We start from the raw sequence: 19,480 nt of genomic DNA, 5'->3' as shown, positions 1-19,480 counted from the left end.
GCTTAGTTGTCCTTCTGGTTAGTTGTATCGGGTTTGGCATCGTTCGTCGTATCGGGCGCTGTTTTTTGATCCGTATCCGGTTTCGCTTTCCGTTTTCCTCCCGGGCTTATGGCGTCAAGCTTTTGCCTGGCCGCCGGCAGGATATCGTCGTTACCTTTATAATTGTCAATGATACTTTGTAAGGTAGCCTTGGCCTGGAAATCGTCTTTCAGCGCTACATAATCGTCAGCAAGCAACATGAAGGTTTTTGCCACCCAGTAATCGTAGTTTGGCAATTCCTTTACCAGGTCGAAGCATGTTTTTTGCGATGTTTTATACTGATGCTTGCGGTACTCGATATTGGCAATATTATATTTTGCTTCTGCGGCATCGATTGTTTTGGTGTTGGCCACAGTATATTCAAACTCTTTTACTGCGGATGTTGTATCACCCTTTTGCAGGTAAGCCAACCCGGCATATAAACCTGTTTTGAACTTGTCTTCCTGCGATGATTTCTCGTAATCCCGTATTAACTTGGCGTATTTTAAAGCGTCGTCCGGCGCGTTCATCTGCGCGTAGCACAATAAAAGGTTGTTGATGGCAAAAGAATAATCTGCTTTATATTCCGAGGTTGTTTCCAGTTTTTTCAGGTAAACTATGGCATCGTTGTATCGTTTTTGCGCGATATATAGTTTAGCCATGCTGATTAGCGATTTTTCGGTATAAGCGCTGGTCCAGTCGTTCAGTATAACGTTATAATCAGCAACCGCATCGTTAGGTTTGCCTAAAGCCACTAAACTCTCGGCACGGATAAATCTTGCCTGTTTCTCATAGATCGGCTTGGTCGGGAATTTATCGAAATAAGCGCTTACGGCTTGCACGGTGCCGGCTGCATCGCCGCGCAGGTACAAGCTGTTTGCCGCATTAAACATAATTCCTTCCTGTTCCGATGCTGTATAATTGCCGATAGGCGTGGTAGCGGCATAAGCTATAAATGTTTGGGCATCACCTTTATCGGTATATATCTTTTCAATTTGCTTTAGCGCCTGTTTGGCTTCGTCGGTAGATGCGTAATCGGCTATCACCTTTTTAAACGATACAATGGCCAGATCATCGTTACCTGCATTATAATCTATCAGGCCCATGGTCACCAACGCCCTCGGTATATAACTGCTTCGCGGGTATTTATCTATCATGGCAAGCAGGTCGGCTTTGGCGGTAGTCCCGTCGCCCTTCAGGAAATAAGTGTATGCTATCTCGAACGAAGCATCGTCTGCATAATCCGAATTAGGGAACTGGTTCAACACATCGCCCAGGGTACCGATCTTGGCGTCGGGATTTCCCTGCAAACCCTGTATCATGCCACGCTGAAACAAGGCATAATCTTCGCCTTTGCTGTGCTGATTTATTATCCGGTCGTAATATTCGCGGGCTTGCGCGTAGCTTTTCAATACAAAATAGCTATCGGCCAGCCGGGTAACAGCGTCGTTAATGGTATTCTTATCGGTTTCGCCGCCTCTAAGGAACTTTTCAAAATAGGTAGCTGCTTTACGATATTGTTCCGCACCAAAAGCTGCATAACCCAGTCCGTAATTTGCGTAATTAAAATTTGGCAGGTCGCTGGCAGCATCCATATCCAAAAAGCGCTCGAAATTGGTAACCGATTCGCTGTATTTGCGTACTTCGTACATGGCCTCTGCCATCCAGTAAACAGTTTGGGCCTGAATTTTTTTGTCCATCGGGTACTTGAGCGATCGCAGGAAAATACCTATTGCATTTTCAAAGGCCCTTTCGTTATAAAACTCCAGTCCGCGGTAGTAGGTCACCTTCTGGTAGGCTGTCTTTGCGCTTGCCGACTTATTCGGTATCGGCTCCAGTATTTCTACGGCTTCCTTATAGTTATGTGAATTCAACAGTTCCTCACCCAATAGGGTCTTCATTTCGTCGGTCCTGGCCGAGCGGGGATAGTTTTTCAGGTACAATTTGGTAGCATCCAGCGCCTGGGTGTTAAAGTCAAGCTCGTACGACAGCTTGGCGTATTCATACAAAGCATCCTCCTGCAATTGCGGATCAAAACTCATTTTCGAAGAAACGAAGAAAGCATTGCGCGCACTTTGTTTGTTATTGAGTTTCAGGAATACATTACCAAGCGTATAATTACCGTTTTGGCTGTAAATGTCGTTCTGGTCAACCAGCTTAACCAGTTCGCGGGCAGCTTTGGTATAATTGCCGATCTTATAATTGGCATAACCCATCTGGTAACTGTCCTGTGTGTTTTGGGTTTTGCCTTTGTCCTGCTGGGCAAAACGATCGTAATAAACAACCGAGTTTTTATAATCGGCTATCGCGAAGTAGGAAGCCGCAACAATATCCAGCATTTGGGTCTCGTGCTGCTGGTGCGTGGTTTTCAGTATCGGTACGGCGTAGTTTATGACATCATTGTAACGCCTGTCCAGGAAATAAACAGCGGTTATATAATAAGGATAGCTATCCTGGTATTTTTTTGATGTTTTTATCCGTTCAAAATTCACCAGCGCCAGGTGATAATCCTTATTCAGGTATGCGATATAGGCAAAATAGTAAGTTGCGTCGACAGTAAACGGCGAATTGGTGTTTTTCACCTCGCTGAACAGTGGCTGCGCCTTCGCGAAATCCTTCGTTTCAAAATAGGCATACCCTTTCCGGAATTTATATTCCACGTTCTCGCTACCACTAAGTTCGCCTGCCGAAACTTTATCAAACCATTTGAGCGATTCCTCGAATTTACCCTGTTTAAAGTAAAATTTGCCGATATCAAAATAAGCCAGCTTGGTAAGCGGGTTCTCGGGATGGTCCTTAATAAATTTCATAAAAAGGCTCTCGGCATCATCGTTACCTAACTGCAATGCACAAAAAGCCTCGTAATATTGCGCATCCTCTTTTACCAGCGATAACTGCGATTCGTATTTTGGCTGTGTCGTTGTTTCCAAACGCGGCCTTTCCACCAGGCGGAATTGTTCGGCAGCGGCAACATACTTACCTTTGCTCATCAGGTCGAGTGCGGTATGATAAGTGCGGTATATCTGGTATGATGGGTCTTGCTGGGCGCTGGCGGTAACAGTAAAAAGTATCAGGAAAAACAGGTAAACGTATTTCAATTGGCTCATAGCGCGAGATATATTATGCGAAAGTAATTATAACGCAAAAATGCAATCCACACAAGTAATTCACAAATGTGAGTAACACATTTTAATTAATGAACGGCGCTGTTTATGCCTTGTTATCGGTGTGGAAAACTTTCTTACAGTGTAATACAATTACAATCAATTCGTTGCAAACAGTATGTGCATTAACCACCTAAAATTTCTATTGTTTTTATTTGTTAATATTTTGTTTTGGGGTGGCGCTAAAGCGCAAACAGCGAACAATACCATTACCCTTCACGACGAAAAATTAAATTTCACCCCGCGCGAATTTTATATCGCCGGGGTGGCTGATGAGCGTTCGGATAAAGATGCGGTGGCTACGCTTGTTTATAAAGAGGGCGGGATATTCAAAACCAGGTCCGCCGATCTGAAAAGCGGAGCAGTTAATGCTATTAAACTGTTTATCGGCCACAACCTGGACCAAAAAACAGATCTGAGGCCGGTAATTATTACCCTGCACGATCTTAAGCTTATGGAAACAACCTCCGGCGCCGGAGCCATAAACGGGCGCCTTACGATAGCGATCTCCTTCGGGCTGCAGAAGGACTATGGCGTTTTGGACTTGGTTGAATATAAAGGCGGCGTACGTTATACGCGTCCCTACGGCCAAGCCGAACTGCCCGAAACCATATTAAGGCATGGCATTGAGGATGCACTTAAATGGTTTAATAACTGGATAGAGGAATATGCCCATAAAGATATCAGGCTGGCGAAGGCTGTGAAGGTCAGGTTTTCAGATTATACTGAACGTCCGGAAGGCGATACTATTTACTACTCCGTAAACCGGCCGCTTACCTGGGACGACTTTAAGGACAGGCCCCGCGCCGGCGTTTTTGATGCGGAGATATTTGCCGGCCTTGGATACGGCGAACATATAAACGTTGTAAAAGGCGTTATCGATGTTGAAGTAGTAACAAAAGTGTATATGCCTAAAAGCGGCAGTTGGGTAAAAAGCGGCGCATTGGACGATTATTCGCTAAATCATGAGCAAAGACACTTTGATATCGCCAAAATAGTCGGGGAACATTTCAGGAAGAAGATAGAAGCGATGACGCTGTTGCCCGACAATTATGAAGGCCTGATAAATATGGAATACCTGGAGACATTGCGTGAACTAACACGAATGCAAAACCAATATGACCACGATACTCACCACGGTAACGATCGCCAGGCACAGGCCGATTGGAACGCCCGCATTGATAAAGAACTAAAAGAGTTAGGGGTTAAATGATCCTGTCCTGAAAACAGTACTAAGCAGCCGCCATGTTATGTTCAACCTTGGCAAGCAGATCGTTAATATCAAAAGGCTTCGCCAGGAAATCATCAGGCGCCCCGCTGTTCAGCGCGAAACGCTCTGCAACCTGGTGGCTTGCCGAAACCAGGATAACGGGTATGTCCTGCATTTCTGCCCTGGCTTTTATTTCTTTACATAATTCGCGCCCGTCGGCATTCCCAAGCATTACATCAAGCAAGATAAGGTCGGGATGAATTTGTTTTATAGCATCAAAAATAGCATTACCGTCTGTAAGTGTTTCTACCTCGTAACCACAATCTTCCAGTATAAGCTTCATGATATCCAGTATATCTTCGTTGTCGTCAACTGCTAAAATCCTACGCATCTTTTTGGTTTTATAACTTATTTGGGTAGACAATGACAAATCCTGTACCAAAAAACCCTTCAAATCCTTGCATATCAGCCTAAAGTGTGCTAATTATAGTCAACATAGCCGTCCCCGGCTGCGTTTTATTTTTACAATTTGTTAATAATTTCCGTAATGTTAAAAAGCTGGCCGGCGGCTTATTTGAAAAGTATACAGATTTTAGTGCATTAAAAGAGCACTTTTTGGTACACAAATATTGGCGTGTTATCCCTTGTAAGGCTCCCGTGCCGAACCTTTTTTAACCATAACGTACCTTGCTTTACGGCACTTGGCGCAAAAGTATTTTCGGAGGGGTAAAAAGAATAAGAGGTTTTTCACAAACCAGTTCCGGTGTAACTGGAAATGATACGGGGCACCGCACCGGCGGCAATAATGTGATTTATCAGGTTTAGTTTTTATGGTCGAATCCATAAAGCATACATCAACACTCCGTTTTTAAAGAATGCCAAATGTAGCAAATATGTATTTATAAAAGGATACACTTTGCTTAATTAAAATTTAACAAAAAATTAATTCCAGATATAGTGCCTGCGTTTGCATTTATAGCAATAATATCTTTTTACAGGCAGCCAGTTTAGCAGCTGTTTGAAAACAAAGCCGCGCCTGACCCTGTACCCAAGTTCGACCTTACATTTGGGACAAAGCGGCATTTTATCGCGGGCTTTTTCGGCTAAATCGGGGACATTTAGTAACGTTTCCATGCGTGATACAATTAGGGGATATTGTATTTATTATATAATGACGGTAAAGATAGTTACGTCATCAAAACTGAGCTAAAAATCTATGTTAACAATGTGTTAAGCCGCTGTTTAACCAATAAATACAAAACCACCCTTACAACAATCAGGAATTAATTATTGTTTAAAGAATTTCACATTTAACGAAATCAGTAACGAGCGATTCACAGTTCTACTTTAATAAACCAGCTCATTCACCTTAGCTATCAATTCGATAAGGTCGAATGGTTTATTGATAACAGCGTCGCAACCATAAGCCAAAATCTCATCGTCGTGGTTGATATAGGCCGAAAAAATGATCACCGGCAGGTTGCCGAACGTGGGGTGGGTTTTAATTTGACGGCAAATATCGCCGCCGTTGGTTCCCGAGATGCGGTAATCGAGCAATATAAGGTCGGGTTTGAACTCGTCCAGTATGGCCATAAGCCCGTCACACTCCGAAATGCTTTTTACTTCGAATTGCGAATAAGACAAAGCCTCGTGGACAACCTCAAGGATGTCCTCATTATCATCAAGGACAAGTATACGTTTCAACATAAAAATACGCGGAGTTTTATTTACTGCCAGTAAATGTAGCGGAACGATAAATTAACAAACGCCTTCCAGTTTAACCTGTGCGTATCAGAATGTTTATCAGACAGTTACTCTCAACCAAATATAATATAATATTTGATTTACGGGAAATATATTTTCGCAATTATTTACTACAGGGCTGTAACAATACACTTACAATATAAAAGCCTTTATTAATGAGGCAAGGGAGCATATTATTTGATAAACTGCATCACAGCGTAAGCAAACTGGGCGGTACCCTGGGCCACATTGTGATCGCCCGGAACATAAGCAAGCTGGGCGCCCGGTATCATTTTTTTCAAAGCAATTTCAGAACCGTTCTCTTTATCTTCACTACCCCGTATAATAAGCACCGGTTTTTTCACCTGGGCCAGCTGCGCCGGGCTGGTAGACGGTTGGTACTTTTGCTGCAAAGCAAGGCACAATTTATCAAAAGGCTGGCTGTTAACCCACTTCATCAACCCGTCGGTCTCCCGGTAGGAGGTATCCCCCATCAACGCCTTATAAAAATGTATCCGCCGCGGCCATTCCGGGTCGGTGTAACCATCGCCCATGCCACCCATTACCGTTTTGTTCACCCGCTTGTCCATGATCATCAGGCTCGAGGCGATAATGGAACCCCTCGAATAACCCACCACGTCGTATTTCTTAAGGCCAAGTAAGGTGGCCAAACCTATTATATCCTTTGCTTCAGCATTATTGGCATAGGCCCCATCCGTGTGCGGCTTGTCCGATCTGCCGTTTCCGCGGAGATCCATGATAATAACCTGGTAGCCGGCGTCAAGCAGATCGCCATAAAGTTTTCCTCTCTTCCAGCCCTGGCTGGTACCTGTAAATCCATGCACCAGCACCACCGGGTAGCCCGTACCTTTTACTTCGTAATAGATCTTAACACCATCAAACGATGTAAAATATTTACCAGTGTCGGTTTGCATTGCCGATGCAGCCGCACCGGTAAAAAGTAACGCCAGCAGCAGGCTTATCAATTGTTTCTTCATTACAGGTGGTTTAAAGCGTGGGCTAAAAATAAATAATTGGTTTTATTACTTTGTTATTATTCATTTTGTATATTTGGTTATAAGCCTGTTTGCCACTAAATCTGTAAGTTATGAAAAAAGTTTCGGATATACTCGCCCGTAAGGGAGGGGGCGCTATTACGATTGATGCTGAGACCTCAGTATTAGATGCACTGCGCCTGATGGACGATAAGAACATAGGATCGGTAATTGTTACCGAGAACGGTGAATATCTTGGCTTACTGACAGAACGTGATTATGCCCGTAAAGTGATACTGAGAGGCAAATCATCCGACGAAACCACCGTACGCGAGATCATGACTACAGATCTGCCCCATATTATACCTGATAACTCGGTGGAGACCTGCATGCACATTATGAGCGAGAATAATATCCGTTATCTACCTGTTTTCAGGAATGATAAACTATGCGGAATTATATCGATCAACGACCTGGTAACTGAGACCATATTGACACACCTCGAAACCATCGAGCATTTAAAGAGCTATATCCACTCCTGAATCAACTGGTCATGCGGTGGCGGTGCCCGCCTTCTGTGTCCTGATCGCTTACAGGTATTTCCACAGGCTCAAGGTGAATATCGTTGTCAGCCGGGAATAATTGCTTTGCTGCTTTATAGCTTTTCAATAGTGCTTCGGCCATTTCATCCTCATTATAGCTTTTGCCGCTGAAAAAAAGCTTTTCGTTTTCTTCTTTCACCAGGTCGAAAGTGCTGCCGTTCCATAGATAATCCTTATCATCCGGAGCTTTATATGTAATGTTGTAGATTGCCATCGGAATATAATTTAAATTACAACAGCGGGAATGATATTTAGTTTAACTATCGATTAACATTATTTACCCAAATCTTCCCCCTATTCCCATCAGGATTTTATAGCAATTTGTAATAATTGCGTTCTGGCAGCCGCTATTTTCCCCGGATTATCGCATTTTTTACCATCGCAATGACAAAATTTGATCAGGATGGACAAAAAATTGGCCACCCCGGCTGCAAATTCCCCAAAATTGGGAGAGATTTTACAGCTGTTTTTTAAAAAATCAAAATTAGTGCGCCATACTTATTAAAATATTTACAATTCTTTAATTGTTATTATAAAAAATTGCCTTAGTGTGTTTGAAACACAAAACAAACTCTTTAAATTAGCTCCTGAAAAGCAATAATTTAATACATCTACCTCATTTCTATTGAAAAAATGGCAAACATTCTAATGTATTGTTAGTTATTGCTCAAAACGAATACATGTTAACGGCCCAGGCCCCTAATCGCTTTTATTATGTACTCATTAGTTTGTGTCCTATCAACATTGATTTTTATCGTCCTTACGATTGCGTATGTGACCGCGCGTATAAATTTGAGAGCCAACTGCGACCATTACTGGGAAGATAAGGGCGGCGGCGACATCAAATGCGCTAAGTGTAACAAGAAATTTCGCAGTGCGTAGCGCCGCCAAAATTTCTTTCCCAATGGGTTAGGGCTGGCTGTATATTGCCCTGTTTTTCTTATAATTGGATATGTCATTGTCCATCCGGCCCGCTGCTCTTGACGAAACATCCGTTTTGCTGGAACTTATCGCTTTGTCTGCCCGCGGGCTGAGCGCCGGTTACTATACTCCGGCTGAAACAGAAAGCGCTATTAAATATGTTTTTGGAGTGGATACGCAATTGATCACCGACCAAACTTATTTGTTGTTGAGGAAGACGGGATGATCATTGCATGCGGCGGATGGAGCAAGCGTAACACCCTTTTTGGCGGCGACCAGTTTAAAGCCGAAGCCGATCCGCTGTTGGACCCCTCAAAAGATGCTGCGCGGGTACGTGCCTTTTTTGTACATCCCGGCAAAGCACGCAAAGGCGTTGGTAAGTTACTCATCAATGCCTGCGAACAGGCCGCCGTCGAAAACGGGTTCAACAGGATGGAAATGGGTGCTACCTTACCGGGTGTCCCTTTTTACGCAAAAATGGGTTATGCTGAATTGGAGCACATTAAACTCCCGCTACCCGATGGTGAAATAATGGGCATTGTACGAATGGTAAAAGATTTAAGACAACCCCGATAAACCTTCCATTTAAAATTGCGTCGAACCAGCATGAGAGCATTTTTATTATCCATTTTGATGCTGCTTTACCTGGCAGCACCGGCACAGCAAAAAAATGAAACCATTACTGTTGATGGGATCAAGCGCAAGTTTATCACCTACAATCCGCCGGGCGTCAATGCAAATGATAAGCTGCCCGTCATCATTTCCCTCCACGGCAGGCTGGGAACGGCCGAACGGCAGATGAAATTTTCCAACTTCAAACCCATATCCGACCGTGATAAAGTGATCGTCGTTTGCCCGCAAGGAATAGATCGCAGCTGGAACGACGGGCGGGGCACACCGGCACACGATAAGGGCATAAACGATGTAAAGTTTATTGATGAACTGATAAGCTATGTACTCAAGACTTACAACGGCGATGCGGCAAGGGTGTACGTAACAGGGATGTCAAACGGCGGGTTCATGACATCGCGGCTGGCATGTGAATTACATAATAGGATAGCGGCAATAGCTGTGGTTGCTGCATCAATGGATAATAGCGAAAGCTACAAGCCGGAAAAACCGATACCTGTAATGTATATACAGGGCACGGACGATCCGCTGGTACCGTTTGCCGGGGGAAAAATGAAAAGGGGCGCCGGCGGCACTATTTACGGGCATGAAGAGGTATTAAGAAAATGGGCTTCGGTAGATGGATGTGATAACAAACCGGTTATTACCAACCGGCCGCCGAAAGTGAACGATGGCACCACCATTACGAAGGAAGAATACGAAAACCCCTCAACCCACATCAAAGTAATAGGTTATACCATTGTGAACGGCGGCCATACCTGGCCGGGCGGATCGCAATACCTGCCGAAAATGATAGTGGGTTCGGTAACCCACAACCTTGATGCGTGCGAAGTGATATGGGATTTTTTTAAGAGGAACAGGTTAGCTGCAAACTAAACCTGCTCCGGGTATCATTTACCTATCGGGAACAAAAGTCCCACGTTAAAACCTGAGCGTATATTTTGAAAGGTACCACCCTCGCTGGTGCTGAATACATTGTTAAGCCCGCCCTGCCCGTCGTATTCAAAAAACACACTGGCTGTGCGCGATACGGGAATCTTTACGCCGATGCCAAATGCAATACCCACATCGGTGTTGTTAAACAACGGCTTTACATCGGCACTGTGTGACGTTTCGCTTGCACTGGCAAGGAAGCCGACATACGGGCCAAAATCCAGGTACCAGTTACGCCTTCTGCCGAAGTGCCAGTCGGCCATTACGGGGACGGTGATATAATTCAAATGGTAATCCACGCCGTCGATTTCGGTGCCATCGTCCAAAACAAGGAATCCGTTGCCCCATCCTTTTTGATCGTAAGATACTTTTGCCTTGATGCCCCAGCGGTCGGAGAAATAGTATTCGCCGGAAATGCCGATATTAACGCCTGCCTTGTAATCGCTGTTTTCGCCGGTGCCCGAATACTGAACCGATGAGGTATTCAACCCTACATTAACGCCAAATTCGCCGGTGTTGAGAGACTGGGCAGACGCCGCTGTATATATGCCTGATAAGATGAGGATAGTGATGATAATTTTTTTCATATTTAGTGATCTGGAACGTTGCCAAAAGTAACTATAAATTTGCCAATTTATTGCTTTGCCCGAAAACGAAATATGGTTGCGCAAATCCAAATGTTAGCAAGAACCGGGTTTTACGCCACTGCCTGCCAGGGTACCTTTGTTATATAAAAATTAAGACAATGGAAACACAGGAAACGATCAACTATCAGCGTATAGCCGATGCGATCAATTACATCAGGACAAACTTCAAGGATCAGCCTAACCTGGATGATATAGCCGAAAAGGTAAATATGAGCCCCTTCCACTTTCAGCGTATGTTTACCGACTGGGCAGGCATCAGTCCAAAAAAATTCCTTCAATACCTGAGTGTTGAATATGCAAAGGGTATCCTGAAGGAAAAACAGGCGACATTATTCGACGCAGCATTCGAAACGGGGCTGTCCGGCACGGGCCGCCTGCACGACCTGTTCATCAATATAGAAGGGATGACTCCGGCCGAATATAAAAATGGGGGTATGGCATTGCAGATAAACTACAGTTTTGCCGATAGCCCTTTCGGCAATATCCTGGTGGCATCAACTTACAAAGGCATCTGTTATCTTGCTTTTGCTGATAACCGCGACGAGGCATTAAAAGGCTTGCAATCGCAATTCCCGAATGCGGCCTACAACCAGGTGGTGGACCATATACAGCAGGAAGCAATGTTCATATTCCAGAAAGACTGGTCTAAACTTTCAAACATAAAACTTCACCTGAAGGGAACGCCGTTCCAGCTAAAAGTATGGGAAGCATTGCTGCAGATTCCTATGGGTGGACTGGAAACCTACGGCTCACTGGCTAAAGTGATACAATCGCCAAATGCAAGCCGTGCAGTGGGAAGCGCCGTGGGCGACAACCCGGTAGCCTTCCTGATACCCTGCCACAGGGTGATCCGTTCCACAGGCGAGTTTGGCGGCTACCATTGGGGACCAACCCGCAAATCGGCCATTATTGGCTGGGAGGCTGCGCAGGTTCATAAAATGGCGGTATAAATTAAGCCGCTGTGCCCTCTGTGAAAAATCTCAGTGTCCTCTGTGGTAAAAAATTAAACCACAAAGTGCACTGAGAAAAGGGCACAAGTACACAGAGACTATCAATCAAAATCTCATGAAACAACAAATTGATCAATTGGACTGGCAGCAGGTTGCCGGCCAGATGAACGATACCGGCTATGCCATTATTAGTAGCCTGCTTACCGCGGAAGAATGTGATAGCCTGCGGCAACAATACGACAACAAGGAACTATACCGCAAAACCATCGTGATGGAGCGTTACCGCTTCGGGTTGGGCGAGTATAAATATTTCAATTATCCGCTGCCCGCCATCATCGAAACTACCAGGCAGGCGGTTTATCCTCACCTTGCGCCTATTGCCAATAAATGGATGGAGGTATTGGGTATACAAAAGCAATTTCCGGATAGCCTGCCGGAATTGTTGGAACAATGCCACGCAGCGGGTCAAAACCGCCCGACGCCTTTGATTTTACGGTATGGCATAGGCGGTTATAACACCCTGCACCAGGACCTGTATGGCGATATCTACTTTCCAATGCAAATGGTGTTGTTTTTGGACGATGCTTATGAGGGCGGCGAGTTTGTATTGATAGAGCAGCAGCCGAGGGCACAATCCAAAGCTATTGTGCTGAAACCCCAAAAGGGCGATGCCCTGATCTTCACCACGAATTTCCGGCCGGTGAAGGGTACGCGGGGCTACTACCGCGTTAATATGAAGCACGGTGTGAGCCAGGTAACGTCCGGCAGCAGGCATACCCTGGGAATTATCTTTCACGATGCGGCATGATAGCGCATACCGACCTGGGCGATACTTTTTTCCGGCGAAGCCGGAAATTAAAAGAATTAATAAACAACGGCGAAGTGCAATGGGGCGGCAACAAAAAGCTGAAAATATATGGGACATTGAGTTGTGTATCGGGCAAACGAATGAAAATGCAGAACCGGGTGTTCTTTCAATCGGAACAGGAAGCAAAAGCAATGGGGTACCGCCCATGCGCACATTGCATGCGGCAAGCTTATTTAATATGGAAAGCGGATGCGTATATTTAGGTCGCGACAGCTTGCAGTATGAAAAAATTCCTCTCCGTTTTATTTGCTTTGACCGGATGGTTTGCCGTGACAGCGCAGTTTGCGCTGATGATCGAAAACAGGTCTGCGCCGGTAGCTGAAACCATCATTCGCTTTTTTAGCTTCTTCACCATCCTTACAAATATCCTGGTAGCCGTTTATTTTACGCTGAACACTTTCAATCCGGCAATCGTGCGCAAACCTGGCACGCTCACCGCCGTTACCATTTATATTTTTATGGCGGGGGCTGTGTACCAGGTTATATTAAGGGCGACCTGGAACCCCGAGGGTTTGCAACTCATCGTCGACGAACTTCTTCATACCGTAATACCGGTTTTAGCGATCATTTTCTGGGCCGTGTATGAAGATAAAAAAGCGGTAACATTACGGCAAATCCCCAAATGGGTTATTTACCCGCTGGCTTACCTGGCGTTTATTCTGATACGCGGAAGCTTTTCTAATTTTTATCCCTACCCTTTTGTCAACGTCAGCGAAATAGGAATGACAAAAACGCTCTTAAATTCTGCTGTTTTAGTGCTGGTATTTTTCATTATCTCCGCACTGTTTGTTATTACAGGTAAATATTTTTCGAAAAAGCAGCAAGAGGAAACGGCTTCATCGTAAATTTCTCCGCTGCACACTATGCGGTAGTGTATATTCGTTGGTTAATACGATATTTGTTTATCTCCGCTTTACATCCCATGCTTAAAAGATATATTTTCCTGTTGATACTGGGTTCGGTAACAACCCTCGCCAAAGCACAAACAGCGGATACCGTGTTGCTTAATAAGCTGGGGGACTTTGATATGGCTACTTTAAATGACGATAGCTACGGTGCTGTTATGGCCGGTCAAAGGATTCTGCCCGACACAGCAAAACTTGAGCCTAAGGCTCGCATTGCTTTTTTTGCCAAGCTCGCCAAAGTTTTTGATGATGTGGAGCAGGATGCAGATGCGGTTATCTACTACGAAAAAGTAGCCGCTGCCGAACCCAACTATTTTGTGGTGCAACGGGCGCTTGGCTACCTGTATAACGACCGCGCCGAGGATATCCAATTGAAACTATACCGCACACCCACTACCGACCCATCCTACCCTCAAATAGCCGATGTTTACAAAAAAGCCGTACTTAAGGCCCTGCCCTATTTGGAAAAGGCCCAGGCCTGCGACCCGGATGATGATACTTTAGACCTGATCAAGACACTTTATTTAAACACAGGCGACAAAAAGGGCTTGCAATCACTAAGCAGCCGTCTGCCCGCTATGGCGAAACATTGTGTTGATCTATTAGACGATAAGTAATGCATACTTTTTATTAAATTTGTTAGGTTAATTATCAGGTTATGGTTTTAGTATTAGAAAAAGGGGCTAGTAAAAGTGATATTGAAGCTATTGAAAAAGCAATCTATAAACAAAAGAAAACTGCTGGCTTCAATGCAAAAAAATACAATGGCGCGATAAAACTCACAGAAGATCCCTTAACAATTCAAATAAAACTTCGCGATGAGTGGGAAAGAGATATTAGTTGATACCAACATAATTCTATACCTCTTAAATGGGAGCGACACGTTAGAGGATTTTTTGCAAGGTAAATACATTTATCTATCCTTTATAACTGAGTTAGAATTAGTTGGCTACAAGAATATCACCACAAAGGAAGAAAAGCGCATTAAAGACCTTTTACATGATTGTTCAGTGATTGCTTTAAATGACCTTATTAAGCAGGAATATATTGAACTAAGGAAAAAATATCATTTGAAATTAGCAGATGCCATAATAGCAGCCACAGCGTTAACTCTGGATTATCCGATTATTACAGCTGATAAACAATTTAAAATTATTAAAGAATTAAAGCTGATAACTTATCAGCATACTGCAAACCTTACGGGTGATCGCTGATTTATCAGTATTAATCTTCAACCTTTATAAATCTTCGCGAGCTTTAATCCAGCCAACTCATATAGCTCTTCTTTAAGCTTTATAATTTTTTTTAAAGCACTTGATATTTCCTAATAATTTAGTTTATATTTAACCAATAGTTTAACAAACATCTTGTGATGCCCTCATTTCACCGATGCACCTTAATCAACCTGGTAAAATTTCCCCTCTATTTTACCAATACGAAATACCGGCTATGCATTCATAACCATAAAGAAACTTCTCGCGAAAAGTAAAGAAGCATGCACTTTGATACTACATGCCGCCAAATTGCCGGGCGTGGTACGGCAAGTTTATCCATTATAAAATCGTTTTTATGAAAAACAAAGTAAAACTAAGCAGAGATGAGATGAAAATTGTTAAAGGCGGCACCCCTCCTACCTGTACGGTTACCTGCTATTTTCCGGGCGGAGGAATTACAACTGTAACAGTGGGAAACTATCCGTATGGCTCAGGCTGTAACGACCCTTATTTGCATTGCCCCGACGGTGCAACATCTGCCACATGTGCCTGCCCTTAATTTGATACTTTACATTAAGCAACATTTTCTTTAGGTAGTAGCCTATAATCAAACTTACGAAGTTCTTAAACTTCGTAAGTTTTTGATTTTATAACCTTCCAACGTTACAACCTTCCAACAAAAACCCTATCTTTGCCCATGCAAGAAAAAATCCTGATTCTTGACTTTGGCTCGCAGTTCACCCAACTCATCGCGCGCCGTGTCAGGGAGCTCAATATCTATTGTGAGATCCACCCTTTCAATCACTTTCCCGAACTTGACAGCAGCGTAAAAGGCATCGTCCTTTCCGGCAGCCCCTACTCCGTAAGGCAGGAAGACGCACCGCTTTTCGATTTTGCCAAGTACCATAAAACGCTGCCTATTTTAGGCGTATGCTATGGCGCTCAAAACATCGCCCATTTCAACGGTGGCGAAGTTATGAAGTCGAGCTCCCGCGAATATGGCCGGGCAAACCTGCAATACATTGAAAAGGGGAACCCCTTATTTAAAAACGTTCCTTCCGGTTCGCAGGTATGGATGTCGCATGCCGATACCATTGTGAGCCTCGGTAAAGATTTCGAGATCATTGCCAGCACCGATACCGTAAAGGTGGCGGCGTTCCATATTAAAGACACACAAACCTTCGGTATACAGTTCCACCCCGAAGTGACCCATAGTATTGACGGCAAGCAATTGCTTGAGAACTTCCTGGTTGACATTTGCGGCTGCGTCCAGGACTGGACACCTGATTCGTTCATCGAAACTACCGTTGCCGGATTGAAAGAGAAACTGGGCGGCGATAAGGTTGTCCTCGGTCTTTCCGGCGGTGTCGACTCGTCGGTAGCAGCGGTTTTGCTGCACCACGCCATCGGCAAAAACTTGTATTGCATATTTGTAGACAACGGCCTGTTGCGTAAGGATGAGTTCGAATCGGTTTTGGATTCGTACAAGCACATGGGCCTGAATGTAAAAGGTGTTGATGCCAAACAGCGTTTCTATGATGCCTTAGCCGGGTTAACCGACCCCGAGAAAAAACGCAAAGCTATCGGCCGGGTGTTTATAGAGGTATTTGACGATGAGGCCCACCAGGTACAGGATGTGAAATGGCTTGGCCAGGGAACCATTTACCCGGATGTGATCGAATCCGTTTCGGTAAAGGGCCCTTCGGCTACCATCAAATCGCACCATAACGTGGGTGGCTTGCCCGACTTTATGAAACTGAAAGTGGTTGAACCTTTAAATACACTTTTTAAGGACGAAGTGCGCAAAGTTGGCAAAGCTTTAGGCATCGACCCAAATATTTTGGGCCGTCACCCCTTCCCGGGTCCCGGACTGGCAATCAGGATATTAGGCGAGGTTACCCCGCAAAAAGTGGCTATCCTGCAGGAAGCCGACGCAATTTATATCAACAATTTGCGGTCGGCAGGTGTTTACGATAAAGTTTGGCAGGCCGGCACCATATTTTTACCGGTACAGTCGGTAGGTGTTATGGGCGATGAGCGTACTTACGAAAACGTGGTTTGCCTTCGCGCAGTGGAATCATTAGACGGCATGACCGCCGACTGGTGCCATTTACCATACGATCTGCTGGCTAAAATATCCAACGAGATCATTAACAATGTTAAAGGAATAAACCGGGTAGTATATGACATCAGCTCGAAACCACCTGCCACTATTGAGTGGGAATAGGTGGTTATTTTTTGCAGGTATTGCCTTGCTGGCCGCAGCTTGTTCGCCCAAAGTGCGCCCGGTAACTACCGCAGCCAGTTCAAAAAAAGAGCAGCCCGCAGTTACTAAAAAAGAGCAGGAAAAGCCCGAAGCCAAGCTGGTTGCAGCCAAAACGGCAAGCATAGCTATGCTGCTGCCGCTGGAACTGGATAACCTTAATCCCGGCGGGGCATATAACTCCACCACGCTATCGCACGCCAACCTTTCACTCGATTTTTACCAGGGTTTCAAACTGGCGCTTGATACACTTGCCGAACGCGGCTATAATTTCAAACTTCAGTTGTTCGACACCAAGGACCAGGTGCCCGAGGCGCAAAGCCTTGGCTATAACGCCGCCATCCGCAGCAGTAACCTGGTAGTGGGCCCTATTTTCCCTGACGACATGCACGCTTTTGCCGATATACTTTCGGGGCCGCCAAAGCTTATTGTATCGCCCCTGTCGCCGGCTTCGCCATCAAACATTAAAAACCCCAACCTGGTTACCGTGGCTACCCCGCTGGTGTACCATGCCAAAGGCGCCGCGGATTATATTAATGAGCACTACAGGCCGAAAAAAGTATTCATTCTTAAATCCGGGTTTAGCGACGAGAATAATTACATCATACCTTTCAAAAAGCAAATTGACAGTATTGGCAAGGGGAAGATAAAAGTGGTTGCCGAGGTCATCCAACGGGGTCAACTTAACGGACTAATGCCGCAGTTGTCAGCCACCGAGGAGAATATATTTGTCGTACCATCAACCAACCAGGGTTTCCTGATGGTTACCCTGCATTCGCTCGACTCATTATCAAAAAACTATAAAGTGGTAGTGTTCGGCCATCCTAACTGGCGCAAATTCGCTTACCTGAAAACCGATCTGTTGTCCGACCTGAAAACGCATATCACATCTACCAGCCGCGTGGATTGGAAGGACGCCGCCATAGCGGCCTTTGCGCGCGATTATCGCAGGGCCTACCGTACCGAGCCAAACTATTACGCCATTATGGGATATGACGAGGGTATGTACTTTGGCGGTTTACTTACGGGTGGTACCGATATCAAAACGCTGGATAAGGCTGACTTCACCGGTATACTTAACAAATACCATTTCATAAAGCGCCCGGGCGTAGGCTGGATAAATACGCATGTAAATGTGCTCCAATATGATAACTTTGAGCTGAAAAAAGCAGAATGAAGGCACTTAACCAGCTTAAGACATTTCAGCGAATATTGGGTGCCTACCCTGCCGAAATGCCCTTAAGCAAGTTTTTGCCGGGCTTTTACCGTCAAAACAAACAAATGGGCTCAACCGACCGCAAGGTAGCCAGCCGGCTCATTTACAACTACTTTCGCCTTGGTAAAGCTTTAGATAATACGCCAACCGAAGAGCGCCTGATGGTGGCCGAATTTCTGTGCAACAACCAAACGAATTCGTTTTTGCAGCATTTTAAACCCGAATGGGCATTGTGCATCGGGTTTGACATAGGCGAAAAGCTGAAACTGGTTAAAAACGCCTACCCTGCCTTTAAACTGGCAGACGTATTCCCCTGGTCGGCGGGGCTGTCGGATGGTATTGATAAGGATATTTTTCTCAAATCATTCTTTATCCAGCCCGACCTGTTCATCCGCGTACGCGAAGGTTCGGAAACCATGGTAAAGGGTGTATTGGCGAAGGCCGATATTACCTATAAGGACGAAGGCAACGGCTGCCTGGCCCTGCCTAATGGCACCCGGCTGGATGCACTTTTCCCGCAGCAAAACTGGTTCGAGGTGCAGGATCATTCCTCGCAGCAAACGGCTAACTGGTTTAAGCCTAATAAATGGGATGCCTGGTGGGATGCCTGCGCGGCATCGGGCGGTAAGTCGTTGCTGCTGCACGAGCTGCAGCCTGATATCAAGCTGGTGGTATCGGATATACGTGAATCTATATTAGATAATCTTGACGGCCGCTTTCAAAATGCCGGGCTGATCAAATACCAGAAAAAACTGCTCGACCTCACCAAAAATGTCGACCCGGAACTGCACGATTATGCTTTCGATGGTATTATCCTTGACGCGCCATGCAGCGGTTCGGGCACCTGGGGCCGTACGCCCGAAATGATCAGCCAGTTTCAATCGCAGAAAATTGAGTTCTTTCAAAAACTGCAGCAAAGCATCGCCGCTAACGTGGCCAAATACCTTAAACCCGGTAAGCCGCTTATTTACATCACCTGTTCGGCCCTAAAAGCCGAAAACGAAGACGCCGTCAATTTTATGGTAAAACAACTGGGTCTGAAAGTGGAAAGTATGCAGGTATTGAAAGGCTATGAACGCCGGGCCGATACGATGTTTGTGGCGAGATTAAGCCCCCCTGCCCCCTGAAGGGGGAGTTGATACGTGCGGATGCGCAAATGATCTTAATAATTCCTATTTTTAGTTTCCAATTCCTGAACCAT

23 protein-coding genes are annotated in these 19,480 nt (G+C 45.0%); 16 read left to right on the top strand and 7 right to left on the bottom strand.

What is annotated here, in order from left to right; all coding sequences use genetic code 11:
• Nucleotides 1-2 precede the first annotated feature (2 nt).
• Nucleotides 3-3,125 (bottom strand): tetratricopeptide repeat protein, encoded by a 3,123-nt coding sequence (locus tag FRZ54_RS11375; RefSeq protein WP_147031727.1) that lies wholly within the window; start codon nucleotides 3,123-3,125, stop codon nucleotides 3-5.
• A 175-nt stretch (nucleotides 3,126-3,300) separates the two neighbouring features.
• Here FRZ54_RS11375 and FRZ54_RS11370 point away from each other — a divergent pair, with 175 nt between their 5' ends.
• Nucleotides 3,301-4,395, top strand: a complete 1,095-nt coding sequence (locus FRZ54_RS11370; protein ID WP_147031726.1) for a DUF922 domain-containing protein — start codon at nucleotides 3,301-3,303, stop codon at nucleotides 4,393-4,395.
• A 19-nt stretch (nucleotides 4,396-4,414) separates the two neighbouring features.
• On the opposite strand, the gene FRZ54_RS11365 is transcribed toward FRZ54_RS11370, so the two are convergent.
• The 4 genes from FRZ54_RS11365 to FRZ54_RS11350 all read right to left on the bottom strand — a co-directional run bounded on the left by FRZ54_RS11365 (nucleotide 4,415) and on the right by FRZ54_RS11350 (nucleotide 7,133).
• Nucleotides 4,415-4,783 (bottom strand): response regulator transcription factor, encoded by a 369-nt coding sequence (locus FRZ54_RS11365; protein WP_147031725.1) that lies wholly within the window; start codon nucleotides 4,781-4,783, stop codon nucleotides 4,415-4,417.
• Between the two features lie 551 nt (nucleotides 4,784-5,334).
• Entirely contained in the window at nucleotides 5,335-5,526 is a 192-nt protein-coding gene (locus FRZ54_RS11360) for a hypothetical protein (RefSeq protein WP_147031724.1), read from the bottom strand.
• A 213-nt stretch (nucleotides 5,527-5,739) separates the two neighbouring features.
• A complete protein-coding gene (locus FRZ54_RS11355) occupies nucleotides 5,740-6,099 on the bottom strand; it encodes a response regulator (protein WP_147031723.1) in 360 nt (119 codons plus the stop codon).
• A 230-nt stretch (nucleotides 6,100-6,329) separates the two neighbouring features.
• Nucleotides 6,330-7,133: an alpha/beta fold hydrolase gene (locus FRZ54_RS11350; RefSeq protein ID WP_147031722.1), complete on the bottom strand. Its 804-nt coding sequence runs from the start codon at nucleotides 7,131-7,133 to the stop codon at nucleotides 6,330-6,332.
• A gap of 110 nt (nucleotides 7,134-7,243) precedes the next feature.
• On the opposite strand from FRZ54_RS11350, the gene FRZ54_RS11345 reads away from it, so the two are divergent.
• Entirely contained in the window at nucleotides 7,244-7,672 is a 429-nt protein-coding gene (locus FRZ54_RS11345) for a CBS domain-containing protein (RefSeq protein ID WP_147031721.1), read from the top strand.
• A gap of 1 nt (nucleotide 7,673) precedes the next feature.
• Here FRZ54_RS11345 and FRZ54_RS11340 read toward each other — a convergent pair whose 3' ends face one another.
• Nucleotides 7,674-7,946, bottom strand: a complete 273-nt coding sequence (locus tag FRZ54_RS11340; RefSeq protein WP_147031720.1) for a hypothetical protein — start codon at nucleotides 7,944-7,946, stop codon at nucleotides 7,674-7,676.
• A gap of 738 nt (nucleotides 7,947-8,684) precedes the next feature.
• Here FRZ54_RS11340 and FRZ54_RS24690 point away from each other — a divergent pair.
• The 3 genes from FRZ54_RS24690 to FRZ54_RS11330 are packed head-to-tail and all read left to right on the top strand — an operon-like array spanning nucleotide 8,685 to nucleotide 10,159.
• Entirely contained in the window at nucleotides 8,685-8,879 is a 195-nt protein-coding gene (locus tag FRZ54_RS24690; RefSeq protein WP_228462693.1) for a hypothetical protein, read from the top strand.
• Complete coding sequence (locus tag FRZ54_RS11335; RefSeq protein WP_262712287.1) at nucleotides 8,876-9,229, top strand: GNAT family N-acetyltransferase; 354 nt, start codon at nucleotides 8,876-8,878, stop codon at nucleotides 9,227-9,229. The genes FRZ54_RS24690 and FRZ54_RS11335 overlap by 4 nt, the downstream gene beginning before the upstream one ends.
• Nucleotides 9,230-9,259: 30 nt before the next feature.
• Nucleotides 9,260-10,159 carry an extracellular catalytic domain type 1 short-chain-length polyhydroxyalkanoate depolymerase gene (locus FRZ54_RS11330; RefSeq protein ID WP_147031719.1) on the top strand — a complete coding sequence of 300 codons (900 nt, stop codon included), beginning with the start codon at nucleotides 9,260-9,262 and terminating at the stop codon, nucleotides 10,157-10,159.
• Nucleotides 10,160-10,173: 14 nt separating this feature from the next.
• On the opposite strand, the gene FRZ54_RS11325 is transcribed toward FRZ54_RS11330, so the two are convergent.
• Nucleotides 10,174-10,803 (bottom strand): porin family protein, encoded by a 630-nt coding sequence (locus FRZ54_RS11325; RefSeq protein ID WP_147031718.1) that lies wholly within the window; start codon nucleotides 10,801-10,803, stop codon nucleotides 10,174-10,176.
• Between the two features lie 158 nt (nucleotides 10,804-10,961).
• Here FRZ54_RS11325 and FRZ54_RS11320 point away from each other — a divergent pair, with 158 nt between their 5' ends.
• From FRZ54_RS11320 to FRZ54_RS11270, 11 genes are all read left to right on the top strand, one after another.
• Nucleotides 10,962-11,813, top strand: a complete 852-nt coding sequence (locus FRZ54_RS11320; protein WP_147031717.1) for a bifunctional helix-turn-helix domain-containing protein/methylated-DNA--[protein]-cysteine S-methyltransferase — start codon at nucleotides 10,962-10,964, stop codon at nucleotides 11,811-11,813.
• A gap of 115 nt (nucleotides 11,814-11,928) precedes the next feature.
• Nucleotides 11,929-12,621, top strand: a complete 693-nt coding sequence (locus FRZ54_RS11315; protein WP_147031716.1) for a 2OG-Fe(II) oxygenase — start codon at nucleotides 11,929-11,931, stop codon at nucleotides 12,619-12,621.
• On the top strand, nucleotides 12,618-12,884 hold the full coding sequence (locus FRZ54_RS11310) for an Ada metal-binding domain-containing protein (protein ID WP_147031715.1): 267 nt from the start codon (nucleotides 12,618-12,620) through the stop codon (nucleotides 12,882-12,884). Before FRZ54_RS11315 ends, FRZ54_RS11310 begins: the two co-directional genes overlap by 4 nt.
• A gap of 18 nt (nucleotides 12,885-12,902) precedes the next feature.
• Nucleotides 12,903-13,526 (top strand): Pr6Pr family membrane protein, encoded by a 624-nt coding sequence (locus FRZ54_RS11305; protein WP_147031714.1) that lies wholly within the window; start codon nucleotides 12,903-12,905, stop codon nucleotides 13,524-13,526.
• A 77-nt stretch (nucleotides 13,527-13,603) separates the two neighbouring features.
• Nucleotides 13,604-14,203: a tetratricopeptide repeat protein gene (locus FRZ54_RS11300; RefSeq protein ID WP_147031713.1), complete on the top strand. Its 600-nt coding sequence runs from the start codon at nucleotides 13,604-13,606 to the stop codon at nucleotides 14,201-14,203.
• A 41-nt stretch (nucleotides 14,204-14,244) separates the two neighbouring features.
• Complete coding sequence (locus FRZ54_RS11295) at nucleotides 14,245-14,430, top strand: hypothetical protein (RefSeq protein ID WP_147031712.1); 186 nt, start codon at nucleotides 14,245-14,247, stop codon at nucleotides 14,428-14,430.
• Entirely contained in the window at nucleotides 14,405-14,800 is a 396-nt protein-coding gene (locus FRZ54_RS11290; protein WP_147031711.1) for a type II toxin-antitoxin system VapC family toxin, read from the top strand. Before FRZ54_RS11295 ends, FRZ54_RS11290 begins: the two co-directional genes overlap by 26 nt.
• 355 nt (nucleotides 14,801-15,155) lie before the next feature.
• Nucleotides 15,156-15,359, top strand: coding sequence for a hypothetical protein (locus tag FRZ54_RS11285; protein ID WP_147031710.1), 204 nt, complete (start codon nucleotides 15,156-15,158; stop codon nucleotides 15,357-15,359).
• A 138-nt stretch (nucleotides 15,360-15,497) separates the two neighbouring features.
• Nucleotides 15,498-17,027, top strand: a complete 1,530-nt coding sequence (guaA, locus tag FRZ54_RS11280) for a glutamine-hydrolyzing GMP synthase (protein WP_147031709.1) — start codon at nucleotides 15,498-15,500, stop codon at nucleotides 17,025-17,027.
• Complete coding sequence (locus FRZ54_RS11275; protein WP_147031708.1) at nucleotides 16,984-18,240, top strand: ABC transporter substrate-binding protein; 1,257 nt, start codon at nucleotides 16,984-16,986, stop codon at nucleotides 18,238-18,240. The genes guaA and FRZ54_RS11275 overlap by 44 nt, the downstream gene beginning before the upstream one ends.
• Nucleotides 18,237-19,406 carry an RsmB/NOP family class I SAM-dependent RNA methyltransferase gene (locus FRZ54_RS11270; RefSeq protein ID WP_147031707.1) on the top strand — a complete coding sequence of 390 codons (1,170 nt, stop codon included), beginning with the start codon at nucleotides 18,237-18,239 and terminating at the stop codon, nucleotides 19,404-19,406. The genes FRZ54_RS11275 and FRZ54_RS11270 overlap by 4 nt, the downstream gene beginning before the upstream one ends.
• Nucleotides 19,407-19,480: the final 74 nt, after the last annotated feature.

Origin of the sequence: Mucilaginibacter ginsenosidivorans (genome assembly GCF_007971025.1) — a bacterium.
GTDB classification, from domain to species: domain Bacteria; phylum Bacteroidota; class Bacteroidia; order Sphingobacteriales; family Sphingobacteriaceae; genus Mucilaginibacter; species Mucilaginibacter ginsenosidivorans.
The sequence above is the reverse complement of the archived record's forward strand: the minus strand, read 5'-3'. Positions and strand labels throughout refer to the sequence as shown.